This window comes from Treponema sp. JC4 (genome assembly GCF_000260795.1).
Classification (GTDB): domain Bacteria; phylum Spirochaetota; class Spirochaetia; order Treponematales; family Treponemataceae; genus Treponema_D.
The window spans coordinates 134,570-160,119 of the sequence record NZ_AJGU01000002.1 but is presented as its reverse complement, the minus strand read 5'-3'; the positions used below and the strand labels follow the sequence as shown (position 1 = coordinate 160,119).

19 protein-coding genes are annotated in these 25,550 nt (G+C 40.8%); 16 read left to right on the top strand and 3 right to left on the bottom strand.

Annotated features, from left to right (window positions below; translation table 11 throughout):
* Position 1 precedes the first annotated feature (1 nt).
* The 10 genes from MSI_RS13745 (at position 2) to MSI_RS01835 (ending at position 13,226) form a co-directional block, all read left to right on the top strand.
* Positions 2 to 1,396 (top strand): GspE/PulE family protein, encoded by a 1,395-nt coding sequence (locus tag MSI_RS13745; protein ID WP_009103081.1) that lies wholly within the window; start codon positions 2 to 4, stop codon positions 1,394 to 1,396.
* Positions 1,389 to 2,336, top strand: a complete 948-nt coding sequence (locus MSI_RS01875; RefSeq protein WP_009103079.1) for a type II secretion system F family protein — start codon at positions 1,389 to 1,391, stop codon at positions 2,334 to 2,336. The genes MSI_RS13745 and MSI_RS01875 overlap by 8 nt, the downstream gene beginning before the upstream one ends.
* A gap of 12 nt (positions 2,337 to 2,348) precedes the next feature.
* Positions 2,349 to 2,843: a type II secretion system major pseudopilin GspG gene (gene gspG, locus MSI_RS01870; protein ID WP_009103077.1), complete on the top strand. Its 495-nt coding sequence runs from the start codon at positions 2,349 to 2,351 to the stop codon at positions 2,841 to 2,843.
* On the top strand, positions 2,827 to 3,015 hold the full coding sequence (locus MSI_RS01865) for a hypothetical protein (RefSeq protein ID WP_039923950.1): 189 nt from the start codon (positions 2,827 to 2,829) through the stop codon (positions 3,013 to 3,015). Before gspG ends, MSI_RS01865 begins: the two co-directional genes overlap by 17 nt.
* Positions 3,016 to 3,363, top strand: a complete 348-nt coding sequence (locus tag MSI_RS01860) for a hypothetical protein (protein WP_039923947.1) — start codon at positions 3,016 to 3,018, stop codon at positions 3,361 to 3,363.
* Positions 3,329 to 4,537 (top strand): hypothetical protein, encoded by a 1,209-nt coding sequence (locus tag MSI_RS01855; RefSeq protein ID WP_009103076.1) that lies wholly within the window; start codon positions 3,329 to 3,331, stop codon positions 4,535 to 4,537. The genes MSI_RS01860 and MSI_RS01855 overlap by 35 nt, the downstream gene beginning before the upstream one ends.
* On the top strand, positions 4,537 to 5,130 hold the full coding sequence (locus MSI_RS01850) for a hypothetical protein (RefSeq protein WP_009103074.1): 594 nt from the start codon (positions 4,537 to 4,539) through the stop codon (positions 5,128 to 5,130). Before MSI_RS01855 ends, MSI_RS01850 begins: the two co-directional genes overlap by 1 nt.
* A gap of 67 nt (positions 5,131 to 5,197) precedes the next feature.
* Positions 5,198 to 5,638 (top strand): hypothetical protein, encoded by a 441-nt coding sequence (locus tag MSI_RS01845; RefSeq protein WP_155815458.1) that lies wholly within the window; start codon positions 5,198 to 5,200, stop codon positions 5,636 to 5,638.
* Positions 5,616 to 7,142 carry a clostripain-related cysteine peptidase gene (locus MSI_RS01840; RefSeq protein WP_009103072.1) on the top strand — a complete coding sequence of 509 codons (1,527 nt, stop codon included), beginning with the start codon at positions 5,616 to 5,618 and terminating at the stop codon, positions 7,140 to 7,142. Before MSI_RS01845 ends, MSI_RS01840 begins: the two co-directional genes overlap by 23 nt.
* 15 nt (positions 7,143 to 7,157) lie before the next feature.
* The gene (locus tag MSI_RS01835) at positions 7,158 to 13,226 is read left to right on the top strand and encodes an RHS repeat-associated core domain-containing protein (RefSeq protein WP_009103071.1); all 6,069 of its coding nucleotides are present in this window, start codon (positions 7,158 to 7,160) and stop codon (positions 13,224 to 13,226) included.
* A gap of 26 nt (positions 13,227 to 13,252) precedes the next feature.
* On the opposite strand, the gene MSI_RS01830 is transcribed toward MSI_RS01835, so the two are convergent.
* Positions 13,253 to 14,203, bottom strand: a complete 951-nt coding sequence (locus MSI_RS01830) for a ParB/RepB/Spo0J family partition protein (RefSeq protein WP_009103068.1) — start codon at positions 14,201 to 14,203, stop codon at positions 13,253 to 13,255.
* Entirely contained in the window at positions 14,196 to 14,951 is a 756-nt protein-coding gene (locus tag MSI_RS01825; protein ID WP_009103066.1) for a ParA family protein, read from the bottom strand. Before MSI_RS01825 ends, MSI_RS01830 begins: the two co-directional genes overlap by 8 nt.
* Before the next feature lie 34 nt (positions 14,952 to 14,985).
* On the opposite strand from MSI_RS01825, the gene MSI_RS01820 reads away from it, so the two are divergent.
* Positions 14,986 to 16,152, top strand: coding sequence for an SAM-dependent methyltransferase (locus MSI_RS01820; RefSeq protein ID WP_009103064.1), 1,167 nt, complete (start codon positions 14,986 to 14,988; stop codon positions 16,150 to 16,152).
* A 35-nt stretch (positions 16,153 to 16,187) separates the two neighbouring features.
* On the opposite strand, the gene miaB is transcribed toward MSI_RS01820, so the two are convergent.
* The gene (miaB, locus tag MSI_RS01815) at positions 16,188 to 17,561 is read right to left on the bottom strand and encodes a tRNA (N6-isopentenyl adenosine(37)-C2)-methylthiotransferase MiaB (RefSeq protein ID WP_009103060.1); all 1,374 of its coding nucleotides are present in this window, start codon (positions 17,559 to 17,561) and stop codon (positions 16,188 to 16,190) included.
* Positions 17,562 to 17,806: 245 nt separating this feature from the next.
* Here miaB and MSI_RS01810 point away from each other — a divergent pair, with 245 nt between their 5' ends.
* The 5 genes from MSI_RS01810 (at position 17,807) to MSI_RS01790 (ending at position 25,513) form a co-directional block, all read left to right on the top strand.
* On the top strand, positions 17,807 to 19,006 hold the full coding sequence (locus MSI_RS01810; RefSeq protein ID WP_009103058.1) for a maltose ABC transporter substrate-binding protein: 1,200 nt from the start codon (positions 17,807 to 17,809) through the stop codon (positions 19,004 to 19,006).
* 79 nt (positions 19,007 to 19,085) lie between these two features.
* A complete protein-coding gene (locus MSI_RS01805; protein ID WP_009103057.1) occupies positions 19,086 to 20,414 on the top strand; it encodes a carbohydrate ABC transporter permease in 1,329 nt (442 codons plus the stop codon).
* Positions 20,414 to 21,262: a sugar ABC transporter permease gene (locus MSI_RS01800; protein ID WP_009103055.1), complete on the top strand. Its 849-nt coding sequence runs from the start codon at positions 20,414 to 20,416 to the stop codon at positions 21,260 to 21,262. The genes MSI_RS01805 and MSI_RS01800 overlap by 1 nt, the downstream gene beginning before the upstream one ends.
* A gap of 113 nt (positions 21,263 to 21,375) precedes the next feature.
* Positions 21,376 to 23,526 (top strand): beta-galactosidase, encoded by a 2,151-nt coding sequence (locus tag MSI_RS01795; RefSeq protein ID WP_009103053.1) that lies wholly within the window; start codon positions 21,376 to 21,378, stop codon positions 23,524 to 23,526.
* 28 nt (positions 23,527 to 23,554) lie between these two features.
* Complete coding sequence (locus MSI_RS01790) at positions 23,555 to 25,513, top strand: long-chain fatty acid--CoA ligase (RefSeq protein ID WP_009103050.1); 1,959 nt, start codon at positions 23,555 to 23,557, stop codon at positions 25,511 to 25,513.
* Positions 25,514 to 25,550 lie beyond the last annotated feature (37 nt).

Genomic DNA, 25,550 nt, shown 5'->3' with positions numbered 1-25,550 from the left:
TATGATGGAAAAATATACTTTTAAACTCACTCCCGCTTACTGTCTTTACAACGGGGTTGCAGTTATTGAGCAGCAGGGAACAAAAATAAGATTTTTAATAGAAGATATTGATAATCAGGTTTTACGAGAGAGGTTGAAAAATGCTTTTCTTCAGTTCCTGGACTACTGCACTGGTCAAAAAGACTGTCCTGAAATTTTTCGAAGACTGCCTCAGATTGACTTTGAAAAAGGAGACAGAAAATATTTAAGAAAAATTGTCTCCGGTTTGTACCAGGCGCAAAGTGGCCAGACGGAAGAGAACGGGGGGCTTGCGGAAGCTGAAAATGAGGAAAAGGAAGCTGCAGCAATCATCCTTCTTGATAAAATTCTTGAAGAGGGGCGGGCAAAAAATGCAACGGACATTCATATAGAAAAAAATACAGTCCGTTTCAGAATCTGCGGAAGACTGGAAAATCAGATGCAGCTTATTCCGGAACGCGCCGCAGAGCTTATACAGAGAATTAAACTGCTTTCCGGAATCAATGTAATAGAAAAGAGAAAGAGTCAGGACGGTCATTTTGTTTATGGAAAAAATAATCCTGTTTTTATCCGCGTTTCAACAATGGCTGTAATTGGAAATGACTTTGAAACTTGTGAATCGCTGGTGATGAGGCTTCTGGATACAAAGCGTATTCCCCTGCAGCTTGAAAATCTGGGCTTTAATTCCCTTCAGCTGGATAAACTGGATTCTTTATGCGGTCTGAAAAACGGACTGCTTCTGATTGCTGGTGCAACCGGAGCGGGAAAATCTACAACGGCTGCTTCAATGCTGCTGGAAATCTTAAAAAGAAAAAGCGGGGTAAAAATCATATCTCTGGAAGACCCTCCTGAATACATAATTCCGGGTATTAGTCAGGTGCAGCTTGATAACCGGGAGGAAGATTCTTTTGACAATGCCCTCAGGCACGTTTTCAGACAGGACCCGGATGTAATTATGATTGGTGAAATCCGGGATAAAAAAACTGCTGACACGGCAATAAGGGCTGCTTTAACCGGCCACCTGGTTATAGGAACTATTCATGCAATGGGAGCCGGCGGAAGTTTCTTGCGTATGAAAAATCTTGGAAGTGATGAAAAGGTGCTTGCTTCGGTTTTGAAGGGCGTGATTAGTCAGGAGCTTGAATATCAGAATATAAAGGGCAGAAGTCAGATTCAGCTTTTTGGAGATGTGGCAATTCCATCTTATGATTTTTGCGTAAAAGCCTGTCTTGGTCTTGGGGAAATAGAACTTGAAGAGCTTTTTAATCATTTTGAAAACACAAAAGACCTGCTTGAAAAAAATATCAGGGAAATGAAAACAAGAATACTTCCTGTTCTCAAAAGTAAAAGAAGGGAGGGGGAAGCGGAATATGTCTAATAGAAAGAATATTTTGGAATTTATCAGCCGGCTCAGCGAACTTTTTTCTCTGCAGCAGCATAGCCTTGTAGAAAGTCTTGAAATTATAGAGGGAGGAAGACATTCAAGGCGGATTAAAAATGCAGCAGCTTATCTGAAAAATCAGCTTTTGCAGGGTAACAGATTTTCCAACGTCCTTAGAACCTGCTCTGAGCTTAATTTTGACAGAACTTTTATTTCCTTTGTTGAGTTGGCTGAAAGAAGCGGAAAGCTTACGGAAACCCTGACTTTTTTGAAAAAACGCAGCCAGAGGCAGGATAAAATTTTGCAGACTATTTATGAAGCAGCGGTCTATCCGGTTTTTGTGCTCATTTTAAGTATTTTTATTTCCGGCTTTTTATGCTGGCTTTCAAAATCCACACTGGGAAATGAGGTTTTTAATTTAGAACTCCGCGGGTCTTTTATTCAGGCCTTTTTCTTTTTAATAGTCTTTTGCTTTTTTATGTTTCTACTTTTGAAAAATCAGCTTGGTGATAACAGACTCTACGAGGCCTTTCTTTCCACAGGATTTCTGATTAAGTCTGGGGTCAATGCAGCAACTGCAGTTGGACTGGGGGCGGGAATTCTTGGACTTGAAAGCAGGCTTGGTCAGGTATTTATAAATGCAAGGCTTAGGATGGAATACGGAATGGAACTTGAAAGGGCATTTTTTGCCCATAAGAGAGATATAAAAATGCTTGGAAAGGATATTCAGCAGGCTTTTTATTATGCGCAGAAATCAGGAGGAAAAAATGATGTCTTTGAAAAAATCGCCTTAGCTTTATGGAGTAATTACGAAAAAAAGTGCAGGGTCTGGCTTTCCATGATTGAACCCCTTTTTATTGCGGGAACAGGAATCTTTGTCGGGCTTTTGCTTGTGAATTTTTTAATGCCGCTTTTAAACGGCTTAAATCTCTTTTAGTAAGGAAAAAAAATGAAAAAAGGAAAAAAAACTTATGAAAAAAAACGTTTTAAATCAGGACCTTTTATGGCAGAGGCCTTTACCTTTGTTGAAACACTGGCAGTACTCTCGATCGGGGCAATTATTGCGGCGGGCAGCACTGTTTCGGCAACAAAACTCATTTCTATGGCAAAGAAAACTGCTGCAAGAAATCAGATTGAACAGTATTCGGCGGCACTTCAAAGCTACTTTCTTGACTGCGGACGCTTCCCGACCAGCGAGCAGGGACTTTCGGCTCTCTGGACAAAGCCCGATTTGTATCCGGTTCCAGAAAACTGGAAGGGACCATATCTTGAGCGTAAGCCCGCAAAGGATCCCTGGAACACCGATTTTGAGTATATCAGCGCTGAAAGTTCAGCCCTGCCGGCAGAGGTTCCTGAGAATCTGCCCTATGTACTTTTGTGCTGGGGAGCAGATAAGGCGCGCGGCGGAAAAGGCGAAGGAGAAGACATTGTTTCATGGCAATAATTTTTTTAATTTCGGGACTCTTCTTGTAGTCGCTCTGACATTGCTGCTTTTACTTTCGTCTGTAAAGGCAAAGCTTGTAAGTGAGATTAAAAGATGGCAGAGGGAAGAAGCGGTCTGCAGAAGTGAAATTGTAAGCGAAAGTTACTATCAGACTGATAGCGGATGGCAGTAAATGAGGTTTACTTCTTTTCTGATGGCTCTGATAATCAATTTCTTTCTTTCGTCTTCAATATGCCAGAGCATTTTTCAGATTAAGAGGCTTTGCGAAAAGCGGAATGAAATCAGAACTTATGTTTTGTGCAGGAGATTTGTTGCAGGAAGTTTTATAAATACCTGCAAGGGCTATGGTTTTACAAATCTTGAAGAATGGAAGGAGGTTTGTAAAAGCCTTTGGAAACTAGATTTTATTGATTTTGATACAGGGGAAGAAGAAGTCAGGGCTGTCTGGAGTAAAAATTTAAGAAAGTGTGAGGTTTCCTATAAGAATGAAGAAAAACGTAATTTTGAAAAAAGATTATGAGCGTTACACAGTAAACCTTCCCTGGAAAACAATAATCGGAAGAAGAAGGAGGCGCTTTTTATTCAGCGAACTTGAAAAACTTCATCCCTGCTTTTCCAGTGAGTGCTCTTTTGACTCAAAACTGAAGCTAGGAAGAAAGGGCTTTAAAAGCGACCTTGTCGTAATGTCGGGACTAAGGCTTGCTGAATATAAGGCCCGCTATCCGGGAAAACGCTTATATATAGAAGAAAATTTAAAAAAGTCTGTTTTTTCTGGCAGAAAGATGAGATGGAAAATAATTCTCTCAGGTCTGATTTTGCTGGCATGTTTTGCGGGAATGATGACTTTTGGGGAAAAGAAGACGGTGGCTATTTCTCAGGGGGCTGGGAATGTGGCTGTGGGAAGGGGAACGGAAGAGGAAGGAAGACAGAACTTTTATGAACTTGTGAGGGAGTTTTTTGTGGTAATGCAGGAGAAAAAGGGAAGGCTTTATGAACTTTCTCTAAAAAGTCAGGGAGGAGTTCAGACAATAGCTGCTTTTGCGGACGGACTTTATCCTGAAGATTTTGAATTACTCAGGCAGAAGAATTACAGCCTTTCTTTTTCGCCGGTAACTTACAGGGAAAACAGGTCTTTTTTCAAGCTTAATGCAGAAGTTAAAGGTAAAAAAATGAATGAGGAAATTTTGTGGTCAAACGGGAATTCGCAGGAGTCTGAGCAGATTGCAAGGATTCAGAATTACAGGCCTGAAATCAGAAAAATCATAAGAGAGTCTAAGGCTGTTCTTCTGGAAGAAATGACTTCTCCCTGGGGAATCAGGTTTTGCATAAAGGATATGGACCTTCTGGACTGCGAAAGTCTTGTTCAGAAGATTGCTGATTTTACTTTTGAAAATAAGGTTGGCATTTCGTCTATGTCGATTAAAAAAGTTTCGGAGGAGGCGCTGGAAGTGGGAATTAAGGGTAAGGATGCCGGCTATTTTGAAGGTCTTGATATCGGTGTTTTGAAAAACAATCTCAATCTTTTTGCCATTAAGAAAAAGCCTCAGATTGTTTCAATTCCTGTAATTACCAGGGGCGAGGATTTGCCTTTGGGAAATGGTAAAAAACTTGGAGAAATTGTTCATCAGAACGGAAGAAAAACGGTCTTTTACAGAAATCAGGAAGGAAAAATTGAAAAAAAGGAGGGAATGTAATGAAAAGGAAGTTATTTGCGACAGAGATTTTGCTGGGCCTGATCTTTTGCTTTGTGTCCTGTGCGACTACTGCAAAGTTTAAGGGTGAAGGGGACTTATGCGGGATTATTGTTGATGAAAAGAACCTGCCTGTAAGCGGTTATTTTATTTCCTGCCAGAAAAACGGAATGCCCAGCGGTAATGCAATTAGCAGCGAAAGCGGACTTTTTGTAATTCAGAACTTGAAGTGCGGAAAATACATTCTTGATGGAAAAAAAGTCAACTGTACGGACATTAAAAATCTTGAAGTGAACTTTAGGGACAGAAAGTCAATCTTGTGCTGTAAGGCCATGACCGCGGATGGACTCTTTGAACGCGTAGAAAGTTTAGTTATGGCAGGAGATTTTAAGCAGGCCAGACGGGAGCTGAAAAATCTTAGATACGAGGGAAACTCTTATGTGGAAAAAATGATTGTGGTTTACAAGGGCTGGATTTCTGCTATGGAGAAAGACAGAAAATCTGCTTTAGTGGATATAAAGAGAATGAAGCGATTTAGGGAGGCTGGCATTTGTAAATTTGCAGAAGAACTGGAGGAACTGCTTGATGGTGAGTGAGTTTGAGAGAAGCAGGGGGATAAGACCTGGTGGCGGGACTGGTAAGGGGGAAAGGGGATTGGCGCTGATGATGAAGCTCCGCGTCAGGCTGGCGGCACTCGGCTTGGTCCTTTTTTCCTCCTGTTCAATGAACTATGCCTTTGCAAAAAATGCGCCGTATGCCTTGCAGGCTAAGATGGTAACTGAACCGTCGGCAATTTATGAAGCTGCGGGGCTGGATTTTACTTTTTTGAACAAGGATTCGCAGAAGGTAAAGTCGATTACGCTTGTGTTTTTTATGTATGACGAGGAGGGAAATCCGCCTGCAATTGGACCTAATAACGCGGAACTGGAAATTTTTGTGGAGGTTGAGCCGGGCGAGTTTGTGGAAGACTGCGTTTGCATTGACCAGCTGCTATATGAAATTCCGGACGAGCCCTATCAGCTGGATTATTTGTATGTGAGCAGAATCTGTTATGAGGACGGTTCTGAATGGAGGGACCCGTATGGATTTTTCAGCATTAATTAGAAAAGTCAAGGTAATTGCGCTGGCCTGCAGCCTGCTTTCTGCGGTTCTTTTGGGCCTTGCTTCCTGTTCCAATGTTTTTGACCTGGAAAATCACGCGAGTGTGGAAATTAAAAAAGAGACACCGCCTGTGGAGGAGCCTTCTGATAAGACTGAGCCGGGAAAGGATACGGGAGCTGAGGAGGACGAAAAGGAGCCTGAACTTTCGGCAATTAATCCGCCATCGCCCCTTTCTCTTACAGAACGGCACTGGACAATTCTTCTTTATATGAGCGCGGATAATGATCTTGAGGCTGCGGCGATGGAAGATTTGTGCGAAATGGAGTTTTCTTCCTTAAATACTGACCAGGTTACGGTGCTTGCTCTTGTTGACAGAAGTCCTGCCTATGACACTTCCTGCGATAACTGGTATGGAAGCAGGCTTTATAAGATTCAGACAGGGCGGGAGGCTGATTGCAGAACTTTAATTTCGACGGAGCTTGAGTGCAGGGATTTGGGGCTTAGCCTTGGAAAGGAAACGGAACTTGATATGTCTTCAAGTTATGTGCTTTCTTCGGCTTTGACTTATGTCCGGAAACGATACCCGGCAAATCACTACGGGCTTGTAATCTGGGGGCATGGAACCGGCTGGAGGAGTGGAAGTGAGAATGCCGGGGCGGCTGGAAATGCAGTTTCCAGGGTGGCCGCCCCTGTTAAAGGTTTTTCTTTTGATTCTACTTCGGGAACTTATATGACTCTTTGTCAGATTGGGGAAGGAATTAGAGCCGGTTTGAACGGAGTAAAACTTGATTTTCTTGGTTTTGACACCTGCTATGGCGGCGAAATTGAAGTTTTGTATGAGCTTAAGGATTATGCAAAGTATTTTGCGGGGTCTGCCGGTTTAATAGATGCCAGCGGCTGGAATTATGAAGGACTTTTTTCGGAATTCCAGAATTGTCGTGAAAAAACTGCAGAGGATTTGTGCGGCTGTGTAATTTCTCAGTTTAAAAATCAGTATGCCTATAAGTCAAAGGCAGGGATTTTTTGTGCTGATATGGGAAAGTTTTCTGAATATTTTGATACCTGCGAAGCTATGTGGGAAAATGCCGCTTCAAAAATCGTAAATGCAGACCGTCGCGACTCTCTTATGAAGGCTTTGTATTCCGGCTCGAATTGTAAGGTCAAACGATATTCCTATGGAGGAAGTGGCAGTGATATTTATCTGGATATTGCTTCGATGATGGAAGCAATTTTCGGACTTTATAACTGTAAGGCCCTTTATGAAAAATATCTGGCAGCCGAAAGTGCCCTCTTTTTTGAAAGCTGGGCTTCTGATTCGGATCAGGCTGGGGCGGGAGTGTATTTTTCTACCCTTAATGACAGCAATAATCTTTGTTTCAGGCATCCTTTAGCCTATATAAAGGGCGAAACCAGCCAGCAGATTCTTTTTGTACGCGACAGTCAGGGTTATGTGCCTACTCAGAGCGGTGGAAAAAGTTTACTGGATAAACTTTTCTACTTTAACTAAAAAAAGGAGGAAAAATTGAAAATAGGTAAGAAAATTATTACTGGTTTATGTCTGATTATGCTTGCAGCCTCTCTCTATGCGAAGGGAGGCAAAGGTGGTGGTGGTAATTCCAGCGGGGGAGGCACTGGTTCAGGAGGGGGAAACAGTACTTCCTCGGAATCGTCTTCTGGTACAAATCCAGGCTCTGTTAACAGCAATGTAAATGCAAACCCCTCTGTTTTTACACAACCGGGTGATAAAATGGGAAGTTCGTCTTCTGGTATTTCTGAGGAGCAGATGATTGAATCGGAGATTGCGGTTACCCTTGCAGCCATAAGCCGAAATGAGCATGCAATAAAAAAGGCAGAAGAGGCGCTTGCGGCGGAACTGGCAAAGGGAGACAAGGCCTCAGAAGCAAAATGTGATAAATACCGGGCGGAAATCAGTGATAGAACTGAAGAAAATACTAGTCTTAGAACGACTCTGGATAATGCTGTTGCCAGGCATGAAGCGCTGATTTCTAATTACGGGGAAATGGAAGTTGCTGGAGATCCTGTAAATATTGTAAGCGGAGATTACTGTGCAGAATATGAGGATTTTTCTGCAAGGGATAATATTACCTGCTTTTTTGTAAGCCGAACTTTTTCTCAGGGGGCAAAAAGCGAAAGTTTTGGTCAGAACTGGCTTTGTCCCCTTGATACAAGAATTATCCGGGCCCGTCCAGCCGATATTCCTGACTGCATTGCCCGCCTTGATGAAATCATAAAGCTTGAAAAAGAGATAATCGAAAAGGCAGGCGCTTATAATAGTAAATATGGTGCAAGAAAAAGAAGTTCTGAAATAGATACAGCCTCTTCAAAAGCAAAGTCAGATAAAGAAAACTATGAAAAATTTAAAGCCTTGATCCTTGAACTGCAGGAAGACAATAAAAGAATTGATGAATTAAACCGTTATGCGGCTTACGGGGCTTTTTCATCAAAGGAAAAGTTTTTTGGCGGGAAAAGTCAGCTTTATTTTGTGGATGAAAAGGGACATTCCTTTTTGTTTTATTATGCCGGAGGAGGAGAGTGGAAGGCCTGCGATAAGCTGACAGCGAAAAAAATCAAGATATTCGGATTAAAGGCCGATTCTTCTATTTCTGATGACGAATCTTGTGAGGGCGGATATAAAGTCCTTTTTGAAAAAGGAAATCAGAGTTTTTATTCAAAGTATGGAATCTTAAAACGTAAAACAGATAAAAATGGAAATATCACGGAATTTAATCTGCTGCCAAAATCTGACGGTACCATTCAACTGCCTACAAAAGAAATTCTTACGGTAAAACGTAATGCAAAGGGGGTTATAGAAGAGATTTCAGGGCCTGTTTCTGGCACTGCAAAATATATTTATTGGGAAAACAGTCTGGCTCAGGTAAGCGATAATAAGGAAATCTTAGTCGGGTATGAATATGATTCTCAGGGGCTTTTGACCCGAATAAAAAAGGCAGACGGAAAGTTTATCAGTCTTTCCTATGAATACAATTCTCTTCTTTCTAAAAATGTTTGCGTATCTGTAACTGATGAAGAAAATAATCAGGAGCTTTTTATCTACAAGCCTGACCAGCGTGAAATGCTTCACAAAACCTTTTATGGTGGTACAGAAATTTTCAGATATGATGAAAGGGGCTTTCCTGTCTATAAGAAATGTGATAATGGAGATGAAATTTTTCTTTCCATAGATGATGAAGGAAAAGTTGTGCGGGAGACTGGTTCAAAAGAAAACCGTACTTATCACTATGATGAAGAAGGCCGGGTATCAAAGGTTACTTATGATGACGGTGGGAAAGAAAGCTTTAGCTATACTGAACTGGGCTTTGTTGAAAAATCCTATGACCGGGACGGCTTTTACAACCGCTGGGATTATGATTCCTCTGGAAATGTAATAGCCACCTGGTTTAATGAGACAAAAATTAACTCCTCCACTTATTATCCCTCGGGCTTATTAAAGACTCTTGATGAAAATGGGAAGTATACGGACTATTTTTATAACCAGTATGGCTTTCTTACAAAAAAGGTTTCAAAGGCTGAGGGAAAAACTTGCAGCGAAATCTGGAAGTATGATGATAAATGCAGGGTAATTTTTCATTCAGATAAAAATGGCAGGGAAAGAAAAATCTCTTATCCTGATTCATTCAGCCAGCTAGAAACTGTTGATGGCAGAAAACAGATTTTCCGACGTTTTGATTCACGAGGCCGCGAAGTAGAGGCTGACCAAAAGGATTTGACTACAGGAATTGAATATAAAAAGAAAAGTCTTTATGACGGAAGGGGAAATGTAATAAAGGTTTACTTTAATGATGTAGTCTTTGCTGAATATAAATATACAAAGGGAGATCTTTTAGAATCCTATATCATCTGGAATCATGCAGGGATTAAGGATATCAGAAAAAAGAGGACTGCAAGACAGGGAATAAAAACAGCCTTTACTCATGATAGTGCCGGAAGAAATCTGTCTGAAAAACGCTATGCGGTAGATGGAGTCTCTTCTGCCAGGAATGCCCTCTCTGATGAAGTAATAACTTTATATAATGCCTCTTACAAAAAGCAGGGGAAAAATACCCTTGTTACTAAAAAGAATGGTCTTTCTGAAGAAGCCTTTCTTTATGATTCAAAGGGACGGCTTATAAAAGAGACTGTTCAGGATGGAAGCTTTACAGAATATACTTATACAAAGGCTTCGAGAATTGATTCTGTAAAAAAAGGCCGATTTGATTTACGAAAATACAGCTATAACCGCGATGGAACTTATTCAGTAAAACATCAGAATGCCCTTAATAATATAGAAAGTTTTCTTTATTATTCTGACGGTCGTATAAAGCAGTATAAAGATTATCTTGGTCTTGAAACAAATTACACTTATGATTCTGATTTTAATCTGATTCTGAAAAGCGGGCCTGGAAAAAGTGAAAAATATTCTTATGACTTGAAAAACAGACTTATAAATTATGAACTTAGCCAGTCAGCCGGGACAAAATGCCTTGTAACTTCCTATATTTATGATGATTCAACTGCTTCTGTTTCAGAAAAAAGAGGAAATGCCCTTCATAAAAAAACTTATTATGATGTCTGGAAGCGGCCTGTAAAAATTACTAATGGAAATGGCACTAAGCTTTATGAATACGACGCAGCCGGAAATTGTATTCGGGTGCTGGAAAATGATGTAAAAGAATATCTTTATGAATATGATGCCGGCGGAAACCTTACAGACCAGCTTATCAGGGTGAAGTCTGAGGGAGGGGCTTTGTTTGAAGAAGTAGTTTATTCAAAAGAAGCTTTCTTCAATGTTTGTGGCCGCCTTATTAAAGAAAGCAAGAACGGTCTTCCAGTTTTTTCAGCGGACTATGATGCAAATGGCCGGATAAAAAATCATAGAAATCACTTTCAGTCGCTCTCAGAATTAGAATATTCTGACTCTGGAAGAATCAAAAGTATTAAAACTTATGACGGAGGAAAAACTACTTTTCTTTGTGAAGAGCCTTTGTCCGGGGGAATAAAAATTACTGCTGAAAATGAAGGAGTAAAAAACTGCTTTGAATATAATAATGCCTTTCAGCTGGTAGGGGAGACAAATCCTTTTGGAAAAGGTCTTTTTTATGGATACGATGCAAATGGAAAACTTACAAAGGTAAAAAGGTCTTCCGGAAAAGAGGAAGAGTTTTTCTATGATTATTTAAATCGCAGAATTACTCACAAAAATCCAGATTATATTATAGAAAGAAATGCTCTCGGTAAAATCCAGTCTGTGACTTCCTCTGCTTGCCATATGGAATTTGAATATGATTCTGGTGGTCGGATGGTAAAATTTTATGACCCCAAAAATCATTTTCTTGTGAATTATTATTATGATGAATATGGCCGCTGCATTCAGAAGAAGGGAAATTCTTTTGAGTACAATTGTGAATATAATCCCCAGGGCTATATTTCTAAGATAAGCACAAATAATCCCTCCTTTGCTGTAAGTTTTTATTATGATTCTCTTGGAAGGGAAGTTAAACGAAAATTTTCAAATGGTACAGTACAAAGTAGAGCTTACAATGAGCATGGACAGAAGAAATTTGTAGAAACAAAAGATGCTATGGGTAATCTTATTGCTGCGGATTATATTCTTTATGATGAAAAAGGAAGAATAGAATATGTCTGTAATAAAAATCTTGAAGTAAGGCAGTACCTTTATGATAAAAACGGCAGACTTACGGAAACGCTTTACCCTTATACAGAGGAAATAAAAGCTTTTGCCCAGAAGGAAGCTTTAGACTGCGGCCTGTATTTAAAAACAGACAGTCCTGACGGTGTAAATTTAATTTTAGAGGCTGAAGCTGTAAAAAAACTGAATGAAATATTACAGGCAGCGGGAAATTCTGACCAGCTTTACGGGAAGCAGTATTCCTGGAAAGAAGCCTATGATTACAATCCACAGGGTTGTATCAGGTCTGTTCAAAATCCCTTTGGAAAAATTATTTACGAATATGACAAGATGAACCGTCTTATTTCAAAGCATGGTGCGAACTCTGCAGCAGAAGGAATGTCTTTTTCCTGGAATGATGATAACTGTCTTACAAAAATTGAAGGAAGGGATGTAAGAATCTTTCTTGAATATGAAGACTCCTTAAAACCTGTCTATGTTAGAACAGAAAAACTGCAGAATGGAAAGACTTCCGAAAGCAAGTATAAATATGATTATTTTGGAAGAAAAATCTACGAGCAGAATGAAAGGTCGCAGATCTTTACATACTTTTATGACGGACTTTCAAATGAATGTCTTGCAAAGGTGTGTGTTGAAAACAATTTTATTCAGCAGGATTCTGATTCCTATGCAGAGCTTTCTTCCCATATCAGAACGGATACTTCCGGTTTGTATAACAGTGCAAATTCCACTCGTGGAATGCCTTCTGAAAGTCGTGGCAGCAAAAATGAAAAAATACGTTCCCCTCTTCAGCCGGCATATTCCTCTACATTTTTAAATCTTTGTGGGCAGCCTCTTGCAGTTTTTTATGAAAACGGCAGTCTGGAAAGTTATGCTAAAGATTTTAAGGGAAACCTTAGTGCAAGTTTTTCAGAAGCTTCAGAGTGTAAAAACCTTATCGTTTATGATACCTGGGGAAATACTTTAAATTCTGTTGGAAATATGTCTTTCAGCGGATCGGATTCTTTTCTGGATGCCGGTCTTTTGTTCTATAATATTTCTGCCCGCACTTATTTACCTGAGTTAAAGTGCTTTACAAGTCAGGATCCCGCAAAGAGTGGAAGCAGCTGGTTTTCTTTCTGTCCCTGCGATCCTGTAAACTTTTCTGACTTTTCGGGGCTTGAAAAGAAAAGTGCTACAGATGAAGAAAATGCAAGATATGCTCACGCCATAATGTTTTATGCAAGTTTGTACAGCTTAGAGGCTTATGCTGCCTATGGTGATTCCTATTATATTCCGACCTCTTTTGATTGTGCTGATGTCAGTATGCTTATGGATTACTATGCCGCAAATTATGCCGGGATTAGTGATTATTCACCTTTGGCTAAGGCTTTTAAGAATGCTATAGAAAATAACGGATATAAGGCTGCTGCAGACTCTGTATGGTCTGGAAACTTTTTCTTAAATGATGAAGCCAATATCACAAAAATCTGTGATGGCTTTGACAGTGATTATCTAAGGGCAGAAATAAATTATTACAACAATAATAAAAACTATATAGATTATGTTACCCGTAATGAAGTAATGCATAACAAAGCTGATATGGTAAGTTACTTAAGTAACCCGAATTTTCTGACTCCGGGTATGGTAATCGGTATGGACTGCAGAGAGAATCCTGAGTTCGGAGCTAAAGGACATACCCTTACTGTTGTTGCCAGAACTTTTGATAAAAATGGAAACATTTCAGGCTTTGCATATATTGAAGGTCATTGTAAGGATGATACAAACATAGGTTTTATTAATCTTGGGAAAGATACAATTTGTCTGGATTTTACAGGAAAAACCTCAAGAATCGATTCCTGGTTAGGAAAAATTACCGGCCTTTACGAAATTGAAGGCAAAGAAAGCCGAAATTCAAAAGCCGATGAAGGTTGTGCGAAGTAAAAAAAAAGGGGCTCGCAGCCCCTTTTTTAATTGCTTTCAAGTTTTAATATATCGCAGATGCGGTCAAAATCATTTTTAGAGCTGTATTCAATTACGATGCTGCCCTTGTCGATTGTACCGTTCAGGGTAATTCCGCGGACACCAAAAAGATTTTTAAGCTGCTGTTCAAACAGGGCTACATCAGGGTCTTTTTTAGAAGCCTTTTTTACCTTTTTAGTTGCACTTGCACGGCCACCGTTGTTCAGGTTATCTGCCATTGCTTCTGCTTCGCGGACAGAAAGCCCTGATCCAAGAATCTTTCCGAACATAACGCGCATGTCTGAATCAGATTTTACCATTAAAAGGGCACGGGCATGACCGCTTGTAATCTGACCGCTGATTAAGGCTTTCTGAATGTCTTCCGGCAGGTTCAAAAGACGGATAGAGTTTGCAACTGTTGTGCGGGCTTTACCTACGCGTTTTGCAACTTCTTCCTGAGTTAAATCACTCATTTGAACAAGATTGCGGTAAGCCATTGCTTCTTCTATTGGGTTTAAGTCAGTTCGCTGAATGTTCTCAATAAGAGCCATTTCCAGCTTCTGCTGCTCGTCAAATTTTCTAAGCTGAACAGGAACCTTTGTAAGGCCTGCAAGACGGGAAGCGCGGGTTCGGCGTTCACCGGCAATAATGTAAAATTCTTTTTCGCCAGCCTGCTCAATAATGATTGGCTGTAAAATTCCGTTTACGCGGATAGATTCAGCAAGTTCTTCAAGCTGTTTCTGATTAAATTCAACACGAGGCTGCTGAGGATTCGGAACTAAAAGGGCAGGGTCAATCCAGAGACCGCCGTTGTCATCAACTTCAATACAGTCAGGAATGTTTTTATTTGCAGAAGGCTTTGCAGCAAGTCCTCCGATTGCACTAACAGATGCTGGTGCAGAAGAAGTTTCCTTTAAAAGCGCACCAAGCCCTTTTCCTAATCCACCAGATTTAGCCACGTTTAATCACCTCTTCTGCAAGTTTTTCGTAACTGCGGGCACCTACACAAGAAGGGTCGTATTTACAGATAGGAAGTCCGTGAGATGGAGCTTCTGAAAGACGAACATTGCGAGGAATGATAGTGTTGAATACAACGTCTTTAAAATAAGACTTAACCTGCATTACAACATCCTGCGCAAGACGAGTGCGTGAATCATACATGGTAAAGAAAATTCCGCCGATTGTAAGCGAAGGGTTAATTTCCTTCTGAACCTTTTCTACAGTCTGCAGCAAAAGGGTAATTCCTTCCAAAGCAAAATATTCACACTGCATTGGAACCAGAACTGAATCAGCAGCGGCAAGACCATTCAAAGTTAAAATACCCAGAGAAGGAGGGCAGTCAATCAGAATATAATCATAGTTTGGGCTGAGTTTAGAAAGCGCATTTTTCAAAAAGTATTCGCGGTTTTCCTGATCTACAAGCTCAATTGCAGCACCAGACAAGTCAATAGAAGCGCTGATTGCATCAAGATTTTCAACAGGAGTGTGCTTTACAGCTTCAGACGGTTCAACCTGGCCGGCAAGCAGTTCATAAACGGTAGGTTTATCTTTAGAAACTCCTACACCGCTGGACATGTTACCCTGAGAGTCAAAATCAACAAGAAGTACTTTTTTTCCGGCAAGAGCAATATAAGCCCCGATGTTTATGGCAGAAGTTGTTTTTCCAACTCCACCTTTCTGATTTACAAAAACAATAGTCTTAGCCATAGAATTATTATATCATTTTTAATAAACTTGTGAAATGCTAATATCAGCCACTTTATCAAAACCGGCAAAAAATATAGAAGAAACTTTAGGAAAGCCGTACAACAAGATTAAAATTACCGCTCAGTCCGGGGCAGAAGGGACTACATATTTCTGCGAATTTTTTACAGAAAAACAGGTTTTTCATAAGCATTTGAGCGAGGCAGAAGCTGAAGAATTTATAGACCAGCATGCGGGAAAAACTTTTAAATCCTGCGTTAAGAGAACAGAAGCTCAGGAAATTACGATTCTTGCAAATAAGAAAGGAAAAATCACCACTCTTACAAAAAATACCGCAATAAAAATGGCGCCTGCTAAGTCGGCAGAAAATTCCGGCAGCGCAAAAAAGAAAAATTACCTTTTGCCGGAAGGCGTGCCTGTACCATTTCTTGAACTTTTGGGAATTATGAACGCGCAGGGAAAGGTGATTGCTGCAAAATATGACAAGTTCCGCCAGATAAACCGCTTTCTGGAATTCGTTGATGATGTTTTAGATGAAGTGATGGCTCAGAAAAAGGATTCTTCTCCTGTTCGTATTGCAGACTTTGGCTGCGGAAAATCCTACCTTACTTTTGCTGTTCATTATTTTTTGACTCAGGTTCGCCATATTCCTTGTGATATTGAAGGTCTGGATCTAAAAAAAGACGTAATTGATTACTGTAATCAGATTACCAAAAAGCTGGGACTTGAAAACCTGATTTTCCATACAGGAAACATTTCTGATTATTCTGGAAAAAATGCCCCGGATATTGTAATTACTCTCCACGCCTGTGATACCGCAACCGACTTTGCCCTTGAATATGCCTGCCAGCGCGGGGCTAAGGCAATTTTAAGCGTACCCTGCTGCCAGCACCAGATAAACACCCAGCTGCAAAATCTTTCGGCAGATAAAAAAGCTGACCTTAAGGAAAGTGATTTTGCGCCTCTCTTAAAATACGGTTTAGTGCGTGAACGTTTTTCTGCCCTGCTTACCGATGCCCTTCGCGGCCAGTGGCTGGAAGCGCAGGGCTACAGCGTGCAGCTTATGGAGTTCATTGATATTGAGCATACGCCGAAGAACATTTTGATCCGTGCGGTGAAGAAGAGCGATAAGCGGGAATCTAATATTCCAGGTATTATTACAACTTTAGGTGTGGCCCCTGAAATATGGGAGGATGTAAAATAAATGTGGAGCGCGGGAACGTTTATTTTACAGTTCTACTAAATTAAAGTACCTCTAAACGTATTTCCGCTAAGCTCTGTAATTTTCACATTTACAAAATGCCCGATAAGCGAACGCTCTGCCTTAAAGGCAACCTTTTCGTGCTGCTCTGTCTGACCAAGCAGTTCAGTCTTGTCGTCGCGGCTTATGCTTTCTACAAGCACCTTCATTACACTGCCAACGCGCTTAATCATCTGCTCGTGAGTGTGTTCAAGCTGCAAATCAATTACACGCTGTAGTCTGTCTTTACGAACCTGTTCCGGCAGCTGTTCCATTTTTGCAGCAGGTGTTCCTTCGCGAGGGTTGTAGTAGTACATCATGGCGCTTTCGTATTTTACCTGGCGCATTAAATCCAGGGTATCTTCTACGTCCTGCTCAGTTTCTCCAGGAAAGCCCATCATAATGTCGGTTGTTAAAGAAACGTCAGGGATTCTTGCCTTAATGCGGCTAACCAAATCTAAATACTGCTCGCGGGTGTAGCGTCGGTTCATTGCTTTAAGAACTGCAGTGGAGCCGTGCTGAACCGGCAGGTGAATATGGCGGCAGATTACCTCTTCCTTTGCAATTACGTCGATTACGTCATCTGTAAAATCTTTTGGATGTGAGGACATAAAGCGAACCCACTGAATGCCGGATTTTGTTTCGCGCAGGTGATCTGCAATTATCTGAAGGAGCCCTGCAAAATTTGTATCACCATCTTTATATGAGTTAACGTTTTGTCCAATCAGTGTAATTTCCTTTACCCCGTAGCCGTTCAAAATATCAAGCTCGCGCAAAATCTCACTAACAGGGCGGCTGATTTCCCGACCGCGGACGTAAGGAACAATGCAGTAAGTACAGAAGTTGTTGCAGCCGTGCATAATAGGCACAAAGGTAGAGAAGGCACCAGGCTCGGCGGAAACGCTTGCAAATTTGTAAAGCTCGCTGTCGTCAACTTCAAAAGGTTTTCTGCCTTCTTCCACAGCGCTGATAATTTCTGAAAAATGATGTTTTGCGTAAGTTCCAACGACGTAATCAATAAAAGGGAAATCTTTCTGGAAGCTTTTCAAAAGGCGTTCTGCCATACAGCCCATAACTACGATTGTAAGTGGTTTTGCCCCGTCTTTTACGTATTCTACGGCTTCGTCCAGCATTTTTGTTTTTGCGCCAAGTTTTTTAGCGCGGACAGCTTTAAGTCCGTTGAACCAGCCAAGACGACCCATAATGCGGTTTTCGGCAGTTTCGCGTACTGAACAGGTATTGATGATTGCCATGTCTGCAACCTGTGCTGATTTTGCTACAGTCCAGCCGCGGGCGATTAAAAGCTGTTCTACGGCTGCAGATTCTGCAATATTCATTTCACAGCCGTATGTTTCAAAAAAATATGTTTTCATGTAAGGGGCATTTTACAGCATATTCTGATTATTTAATAGCACATAGAAAAAATTCTCTATTTTTGAAAAATTTTAGTTTACCGCAAAACTAAACCGTGATAGAATACAAGAAGTTAAAAAAGCATTGTTTTTGAGTAAAATAAAAATTGACACGTGTTGATTAACATTGTATGATATTTTTAGAACTAAAAAAAAATGCTGATTTTGGGCAAAAGCCCGACTTGTTCTTAAATAGGAGGATTTTTATGAACAAAAAGATTTGGGGAGCAGCTGCCTGCCTTGCAGTTGCTGGATTGGCTTTGACTTCTTGTGGTGGCAAGAAAGCTTCTGGTAAAAAAGTAGAACTTACAGTTTGGGAATCAACAAATGGTCCTGATGAGTTCATTAAACAGGCTGGAGAAGCTTTCACAAAGAAGAACCCTAATGTTACAGTTAAGTTTGTAAACGTTGAACTTGGTGATGCAGTTACTCAGATTGCACTTGACGGACCTGCTGGAGTAGGACCTGATTTGTTTGCAGCTCCACACGACAGACTTGGTACTTTGGTAACTGGTGGTCACGTACTTCCAACAAAAAATCCAGATGCAGTTAAAAAGCAGGTTTTGGGTGCTTGTTCTACAGCCCTTACATACGGCGGAAAAATGTACGGTTACCCTGTTTCTGCAGAAACATATGCTCTCTTCTATAATAAAGATCTCGTTGCTGAAAAAGATGTTCCTACAACTTGGGAAGGAATTGCAGCCTTTGCAAAAGACTTCAATGCTAAGAATCCTGGAAAACAGGGCTTTGTAATGGATGTAGGAAACGCTTACTACTCAATCGTATTTACAACAGCTGAAGGAAACCGCCTCTTTGGACCTACAGGTACAGATACAACTTCTACAAACATCAACTCTGATGCTTCTGTAAAAGGTATGACTTTCTTCCAGTCTCTCAGAAAATCTATCAACATTCCTGCTGCTGACTTGAATACTTCTACTTGTGACTCTAACTTTGCTGCTGGAAATGCTGCTATGCATATCACAGGTCTCTGGAACATCAGACCATTTGAAGATGCTGGTGTAAACTTTGGTGTTAAGGCTCTTCCTTCACTTCCTGGTGAATCAAAACCTTGTTCATCATTCTCTGGAACACGTGCTATGTTCGTTTCTGCTTATACAGAACATCCGGAAGAAGCTGAAGCATTTGCTGAATTCCTTCTTACTCCAGAAATGCAGAAACTCCGCTTTGAACTTACAGGAACAGTTCCTTCTGTAAATGTTGAAGTTTCAAGCCCTTACCTTGGCGGATTTATGGAACAGCTCAACTATGCATTCCCAATGCCATCTATTCCAGAAATGGGCTTGTACTGGGAAGCTATGAATGCAGCTTCTGTAAACATCTGGGAAGGTGCTAACATTAAAGCTGAACTTGATGCTTGTAACAAAACAATTCTTGGCAAATAAGTTTGCCTGAAACTTTATGATATCCGGGACTAGGTTTTCTGGTCCCGGATTTTTTCAGAATTCTTTTTGGGGGACGCTGATGTCAAAAGAATTACCGAAAGATGGCAGTTCCGGTCTTAAAATTAAAGTGACTGCATCCTTGTTTATGGGACTTTCCCATCTTATTTTCCTTCATGATTTTGTAAAAGGCATCTTTTTTGCTTTATGTGAGTTAGCTTTTATTGCATATCTGCCTAATACAATCAAAAAACTTGTAAATCTTGTAACTTTAGGTACTCCTCAGCATGATTTACCTATTAAATTGCGTGACAATTCTGTCTTCATGCTGATTGACGGTATTTTGATGCTTGCAGTTGTTGCAATGTTTGTTATTGTTTACGTGCTTTCTGTAAAAAGTGCATCAAAAGAGTACAAAGAATATTGCCGAAAAGGTTACTTTGGTAATCAAAAAGAACATTTGAATACAACATTTGGTAAGTCATTCCCGATTTTTGGTCTGGCTCCAAGTTTCATTATAGTTGTAGTTTTTGTAATTGTTCCGCTCATTTTCTCTGTCTGCGTTGCATTTACTAACTATTCAGCTCCTAATAATATTCCGCCTTCAAATACTGTGGACTGGGTTGGTTTCCAGAACTTCCACGATCTTATGGGTGGTAATGCAACCTGGTCAAAAGGTTTTGCCCGTGTTGCTGCCTGGACTTTTATCTGGGCTGTGCTTTCAACCTTTACCTGCTACTTCGGCGGTTTGATTGTTGCAGTTCAGCTTAGAGAAATTGATGTAAAAATTGCTCCTTATTTCCGTTTTATTTTTATTCTTCCTTATGCCGTTCCTGGTGTAGTAAGTCTTCTTGTTTGGAAGAATCTTTTGAACGGAACTTTTGGTACTATCAACAGAACCTTGCAGGCTATCGGCCTTCTTGCTCCTGATAAGACAATTCCATGGCTTGGAACCGCAACTATGGCTCAGTTTACCTGTGTGCTTGTAAACCTCTGGGCTGGTTTTGGTTACTTTATGCTGCTTTCTATGGGAACAATGACTGCCATTTCTGAAGATATGTATGAGGCTGCCCGAATTGACGGTGCAAATAAAACTCAGATTTTCAGAAAGATTACTTTGCCTCTGGTTTTGTACCAGACAATGCCGCTTATCATCATGAGTTTTGCTCATAACATAAACAACTTTGGTGCTATCTTCTTCCTTACTGGTGGTGCACCTACAGTTCCTGATTCAACAACAACTCTTGCCGGCGGTACAGATATCCTTGTTTCATGGATTTATAAGTTGACTATCACATTGATGAAGTACAATTATGCTTCGGTAATTGCAGTAATGATCTTTATTGTTCTTGCTCCATTTGCAATTTTCAACTTCAGAAATACAAAAGCCTATAAGGAAGGAGAAGTCTAATGAAAGAAGTTGGTAATCAGTTAACAGATAAAATTAACAAAGGCGTAATTTATTTTATTTTTGCGATTATTTCATTCCTTGTTATTTATCCTCTTGTTTATGTTGTCAGCGGTTCTTTTGCTCCTGGAAACAGTATGGCTTCTATGAGTATTGTTCCTTTTGCTGATGGTTTTACTCTTAAGCATTTTAAGCATCTGCTCTTTAAGACAGATTATATTCACTGGTTCTTTAACACTCTCTTTATTGCTTTCTGGACTTCAGTTTTGACTGTAATTACTGCTTCTTTAAGTGCTTATGTTTTCAGCCGTTTTAAGTTTGCTTTCAAAAAATCAATGATGATGGCTCTGCTTATTCTGCAGATTTTCCCTTCTTTCGTTGGTATGATTGCGATTTACGTAATTCTTTTGCGAATTGGTGGAATGGATACTTTGTGGGGTCTTGTTCTGGTTTATACTGCTGGAAATATTCCTTACAACACCTGGCTTGTAAAGAACTATATGGATACTGTTTCAAAGAACCTTGATGAAGCTGCCCGAATTGATGGTGCTTCAAACCTTCGTACTTTTGTTCAGATTATCCTTCCTATTACACGCCCGATTATTACCTTCCTTGCACTTACAAGTTTTATCGGCCCATGGATGGACTTTATCTTCCCTAAGATGGTTCTTCGTTCGCCGGAAAAACAGACTCTTGCTCTTGGACTCTTCAGCTTTGTAACAGATAAGAAGAATGAGTTCACAACCTTTGCTTCCGGTTCGCTGATTGTCGTAATTCCGTTTGTAATCTTCTTCCTTTTCACTCAGAAAACAATGATTACAAGCTTTGGCGGCGCAGCTGTAAAAGAGTAAGTTTTCTTATAGACTGCCGGCTTGTCCGGCAGTCGCAAAACTTATCATAAATAAGAATAATTTTCTTAATAAATAGACGGATCTTTGCTGAAAAAAATCCGTCAGGGGTTTTTATGTCTGCATACACTTTTGATGAAAGGTCGCTTTTCCGTAATGGAAAACGCTGGTTCCCGGTTATGGGAGAAATTCACTATTCGCGCTATCCTCACGAGTACTGGCGTGAGTCTCTGAACAAGATGAAAGCCGGCGGAGTTGATATTGTTTCGGCTTACACAATCTGGATTCATCACGAAGAAATTGAAGGCCAGTATGATTTTACCGGCGACCGTGATCTGCACGGATTTTTACAGGCCTGCCGCGATTGTGATGTAAAGCTTCTGCTCAGAATTGGACCCTGGAGTCATGCAGAGGCTAGAAACGGCGGCTTCCCTGACTGGCTTTTGAAAAAAGATTTTCCATTGCGCGAAAATGACGAACGCTATTTTGAAACTGTCCGCAAATGGTATGCAAGACTCTATCAGGAGTCTAAGGATTTCATTTGTGCCCCTGATAAAGACGACAACGTAATTATTGGCGTGCAGATTGAAAATGAATACGGCCACTGCGGAGGTCTTTCTGACGAAAGCGGTGACCAGCATATGAAACGTCTTCAGCAGATTGCAAAAGAAGAAGGCTTTAATGTGCCTTTGTACACTGCAACCGGCTGGGGTGGGGCAAGAACCGGCGGAATGCTTCCTGTAATGGGCGGCTACTGCGATGCTCCCTGGGATCAGCGTGTAACAAAAATTGAGCCGAGCGGAAACTTTGTATTTACTTACGAACGTAACGACCACAATATTGGAAGTGATCACGGTCTTGGTTATGGAATTACTTTTGATGCTTCTAAGTTCCCTTATCTTACGGCAGAACTTGGCGGCGGACTTCAGGTAACTGCCCACAGACGTACAATTGCCCGTTCAGAAGACGTTGGTGCTATGACTCTTTCTAAGATGGGAAGCGGCTGTAATCTCTTAGGCTATTATATGTACCACGGCGGCACAAACCCGGACGGAAAACTTACAACTTTGCAGGAATCTAAGGCTACCGGCTATCTGAATGATTTACCGGAAAAGAATTATGACTTCCGTGCTCCAATCCGTGAATACGGTCAGATGAGCGACACTCTGCGCGAAATTAAACTCTATTCAAGTTTTGTTCACGATTTTGGCGAGGAGTTCTGTGGCCTTGCTGCTGATATTCCATCAGAAAATCCTAGCCAGCCGGATAACACAAAAGACCTGCGCTATTCTTTCCGCACTGACGGAAAAAAAGGCTATCTTTTTGTAAATAACTACGTCCGCCTTTATGATATGGCTGAGCACAAAAACTGTAAGATTACTGCTCCAGACGGAACTGTATTCCCAGAAATGGATGTAGAAAATAAAGATTACTTCTTCCTTCCATTTAATATGGAATTTAGCGGAGTAAAAGTTAAGACTGCAATGGTAACTCCACTTTGCAAGCTTTCAGACGGTGTAACTGTATTCTATGCCCGTAAAAATCAGAAAGCCGGCAGGGATTTCTTCCAGTTCGAAAATGAATCAGATTCTACTAAGGCAAAAAACCTTGTTCTGAGCCGGGAAGATGCCTTGAACTCCTGGAAGCTTGCTGACGGAAGTCTTCTGATTTCTGAAGGCGGCGTATTTACTGATGAAAATGGAAAAGTTCATCTTATCAGCCAGGGGAATGCAAAAGTTTACGCTTACCCTGAACTTAAAAATCTTCCTGACGGCTTTAAGAAAAGTGGCAGTCTGAACAAAAATCTTGCGGAAGATATGCCTGCTGTTGAATTTGCCTGTTATGAGCGCGTTGCTGAAAATTTCAGTGCAAATCTTGTTGTAAAGGAAAAAGAAAGCAGCCCTGATAAGACTATTTACAGCCTGGATCTTTCTGAGCCTGTTAATCAACTTAAGAAAAAGGCTTCCAGAGACTGTTTTGTAAAGCTTAATTATCTAGGGGATAAGGCCCGCCTTTACGGTCTTGTAGACGGTAAAAAGATGCTGCTTGATGATCACTTCTTTATGGATACTAAACTCAGCTGGGATATAGGCCTAAAGCGTTATCTGAAGCACAATATTGATTTTACAAAGCTTGAACTGGAAATTTATCCTATGCAGGATTTAAAGAAAGTTTACCTGGAAGAAGCCCCTGACCTTTCCGGCGGCGACTGCAAACTTTTGGACTATTCTGTATCTTGGGAAGAAGATTCAGTTTTAATTTGTTAAATCACAGAGTCTGCCTTATAATTTTCTTATGAAGTTTACAAAACGCACTCTTCCTAAGAATCTTCCCTTGCTTTTAAAAGCGAGGGTGGCAGAATGTCCTGAGGTTTATCTTCAGGCCGCTAAAGATAAAAACGGAGTATACCAGTATTACACTTATGCTCAGTTTTATGATTCTGTAATCGCCTTTGCTCATGCCCTGCGCTCAATCGGGGTAAAGCGGGGCGATAACATTGCCCTTATGTCCGATAACCGCCGCGAGTGGTTTATCATGGACTATGCAATTTTGTGTCTTGGCGCTGCTGATGTTCCCCGCGGCTGCGATTCTATGGGAACAGAAATGCGTTTTATCACTTCCTTTGCCGACTGCGTAACCGGCGTTTTTGAAAATGAAAAGCAGCTTGGAAAAATCCTTGAAAAAATAGAAGAAGTTCCCCTCCTTAAAACTGTAATTTTGTTTGACCACATGAGTCAGGAAGGGGAGTCTCGTGCCTCTGAAGCAGGCCTTACTGTCTTTTACTTTGAAGACCTGATGAAAAAGGGACTGGAGATTGTTGGGGAAAGTCCTGATGCAAAAAAGGCTGAGATTGAAGCCGAAATGGAAGCCACTTCCCCGGATGATGTTGCAACAATGATATTTACTTCGGGAACAACCGGCACTCCAAAGGGCGTTATGCTCACTCATAATAATTACATCAGCCAGCTTTCTGTAATTCATGATTTTATTACCTGTAAGCAGGGCGACTGGTGGATGACAATTCTTCCTGTATGGCATGTTTTTGAACGTTTGATTCAGTATGTTGCCGTTCATATGAAGTGCGGTCTTGCCTATTCAAAACCCGCCGCTCCTGTCCTTCTTCCGGATATGGCAGTTATCCGTCCTCAATGGATTTGCGGCGTTCCACGACTTTGGGAAGCCCTTGCAAGCGGTGTTATCCGCACTATGAAAAAGACAGGCGGACTTACCCTTAAACTCTTTAACTTCTTTATAGGGGCTGGTTCTCTTTATGCAAAAATGAGGGATTATGTTTTTGGTAATATTCCTCAGTTTAAAAAACGCTGTCGTCTTCTGGACTCTATAATCGGTTTTATTCCCTGGATTCTTTTATGGCCGCTTCATAAACTAGGCGATATTCTGGTTTTCAGAAAAATCCGGGCAAAAATGGGCGGCAGAATTAATATTGCAATTTCCGGTGGTGGTGCCCTTCAGAAAGATATAGATGATTTTTACCGGGCAATCGGCCTGAATCTTCTTGAAGGCTACGGAATGAGTGAGACTGCTCCTGTAGTTTCCTTCCGCGATTACCGCCATCCCCGCCCTGGAGTTGTTGGAGTTATTTTTCCTACAATGGAAGTGCGCATTGTTGCAGAAGAGCATGGCAGTATTGTAAGTATGGAGCATCTTGGACCTGGAAGACAGGGGCTTATTGTACTTCGTTCCCCTCAGGTTATGAAGGGCTATTACAAGCGTCCAGATCTTACAGAAAAGGTGCTTGATCGAGCCGGCTGGCTTAATACCGGTGACCTTGGCATGATGACTCTTGATAACGAAATCAAGATTACAGGACGGGCAAAAGATACGATCGTTCTTCTTGACGGAGAAAATGTTGAGCCTGTAATAATCGAGTCGGCCCTTTTGGAAAGTAATTATATAGAAAGCATTATGGTTACCGGCCAGGATAAAAAATATCTGGGCGCTTTGATTGTGCCTGTAAAAGATGCCCTTATAGCCTTTGCTTCTGAAAATAATCTTGCTTATACCAGCTACGAAAATCTTCTTACTCTGCCTGAAGTTACAGAACTGATTCAGGGAATTATCAACGAAAAGATTACTGCTGCTAACGGTTTCCGTCTTTGCGAGAAAATCTTCAAATTTAAGCTTCTTCCAAAATCCTTTGAAGCAGGCGTAGAATTGAGTGCCAAGCTTGAAATGATGCGTTTCCGTATTGCAGAAATCTACAAGGCCGAGATAGATTCTCTCTTTGAATAAAATTTGCCCGCAGCGAATTTGCGCTATATAATAGAAG

What these genes read in the sequence shown, in the direction of transcription:
- gspG (WP_009103077.1), top strand. Translation starts at nt 2,349, where the DNA reads ATGAAAAAAGGAAAAAAAACTTATGAAAAAAAACGTTTTAAATCAGGA.
- MSI_RS01800 (WP_009103055.1), top strand. Translation starts at nt 20,414, where the DNA reads ATGAAAGAAGTTGGTAATCAGTTAACAGATAAAATTAACAAAGGCGTA.
- MSI_RS01845 (WP_155815458.1), top strand. Translation starts at nt 5,198, where the DNA reads ATGATGAAGCTCCGCGTCAGGCTGGCGGCACTCGGCTTGGTCCTTTTT.
- MSI_RS01805 (WP_009103057.1), top strand. Translation starts at nt 19,086, where the DNA reads ATGTCAAAAGAATTACCGAAAGATGGCAGTTCCGGTCTTAAAATTAAA.
- MSI_RS01795 (WP_009103053.1), top strand. Translation starts at nt 21,376, where the DNA reads ATGTCTGCATACACTTTTGATGAAAGGTCGCTTTTCCGTAATGGAAAA.
- MSI_RS01820 (WP_009103064.1), top strand. Translation starts at nt 14,986, where the DNA reads ATGCTAATATCAGCCACTTTATCAAAACCGGCAAAAAATATAGAAGAA.
- MSI_RS01860 (WP_039923947.1), top strand. Translation starts at nt 3,016, where the DNA reads ATGAGGTTTACTTCTTTTCTGATGGCTCTGATAATCAATTTCTTTCTT.
- MSI_RS01790 (WP_009103050.1), top strand. Translation starts at nt 23,555, where the DNA reads ATGAAGTTTACAAAACGCACTCTTCCTAAGAATCTTCCCTTGCTTTTA.
- MSI_RS01855 (WP_009103076.1), top strand. Translation starts at nt 3,329, where the DNA reads ATGAAGAAAAACGTAATTTTGAAAAAAGATTATGAGCGTTACACAGTA.
- MSI_RS01810 (WP_009103058.1), top strand. Translation starts at nt 17,807, where the DNA reads ATGAACAAAAAGATTTGGGGAGCAGCTGCCTGCCTTGCAGTTGCTGGA.
- MSI_RS13745 (WP_009103081.1), top strand. Translation starts at nt 2, where the DNA reads ATGATGGAAAAATATACTTTTAAACTCACTCCCGCTTACTGTCTTTAC.
- miaB (WP_009103060.1), bottom strand. Translation starts at nt 17,561, where the DNA reads ATGAAAACATATTTTTTTGAAACATACGGCTGTGAAATGAATATTGCA.
- MSI_RS01825 (WP_009103066.1), bottom strand. Translation starts at nt 14,951, where the DNA reads ATGGCTAAGACTATTGTTTTTGTAAATCAGAAAGGTGGAGTTGGAAAA.
- MSI_RS01875 (WP_009103079.1), top strand. Translation starts at nt 1,389, where the DNA reads ATGTCTAATAGAAAGAATATTTTGGAATTTATCAGCCGGCTCAGCGAA.
- MSI_RS01840 (WP_009103072.1), top strand. Translation starts at nt 5,616, where the DNA reads ATGGATTTTTCAGCATTAATTAGAAAAGTCAAGGTAATTGCGCTGGCC.
- MSI_RS01850 (WP_009103074.1), top strand. Translation starts at nt 4,537, where the DNA reads ATGAAAAGGAAGTTATTTGCGACAGAGATTTTGCTGGGCCTGATCTTT.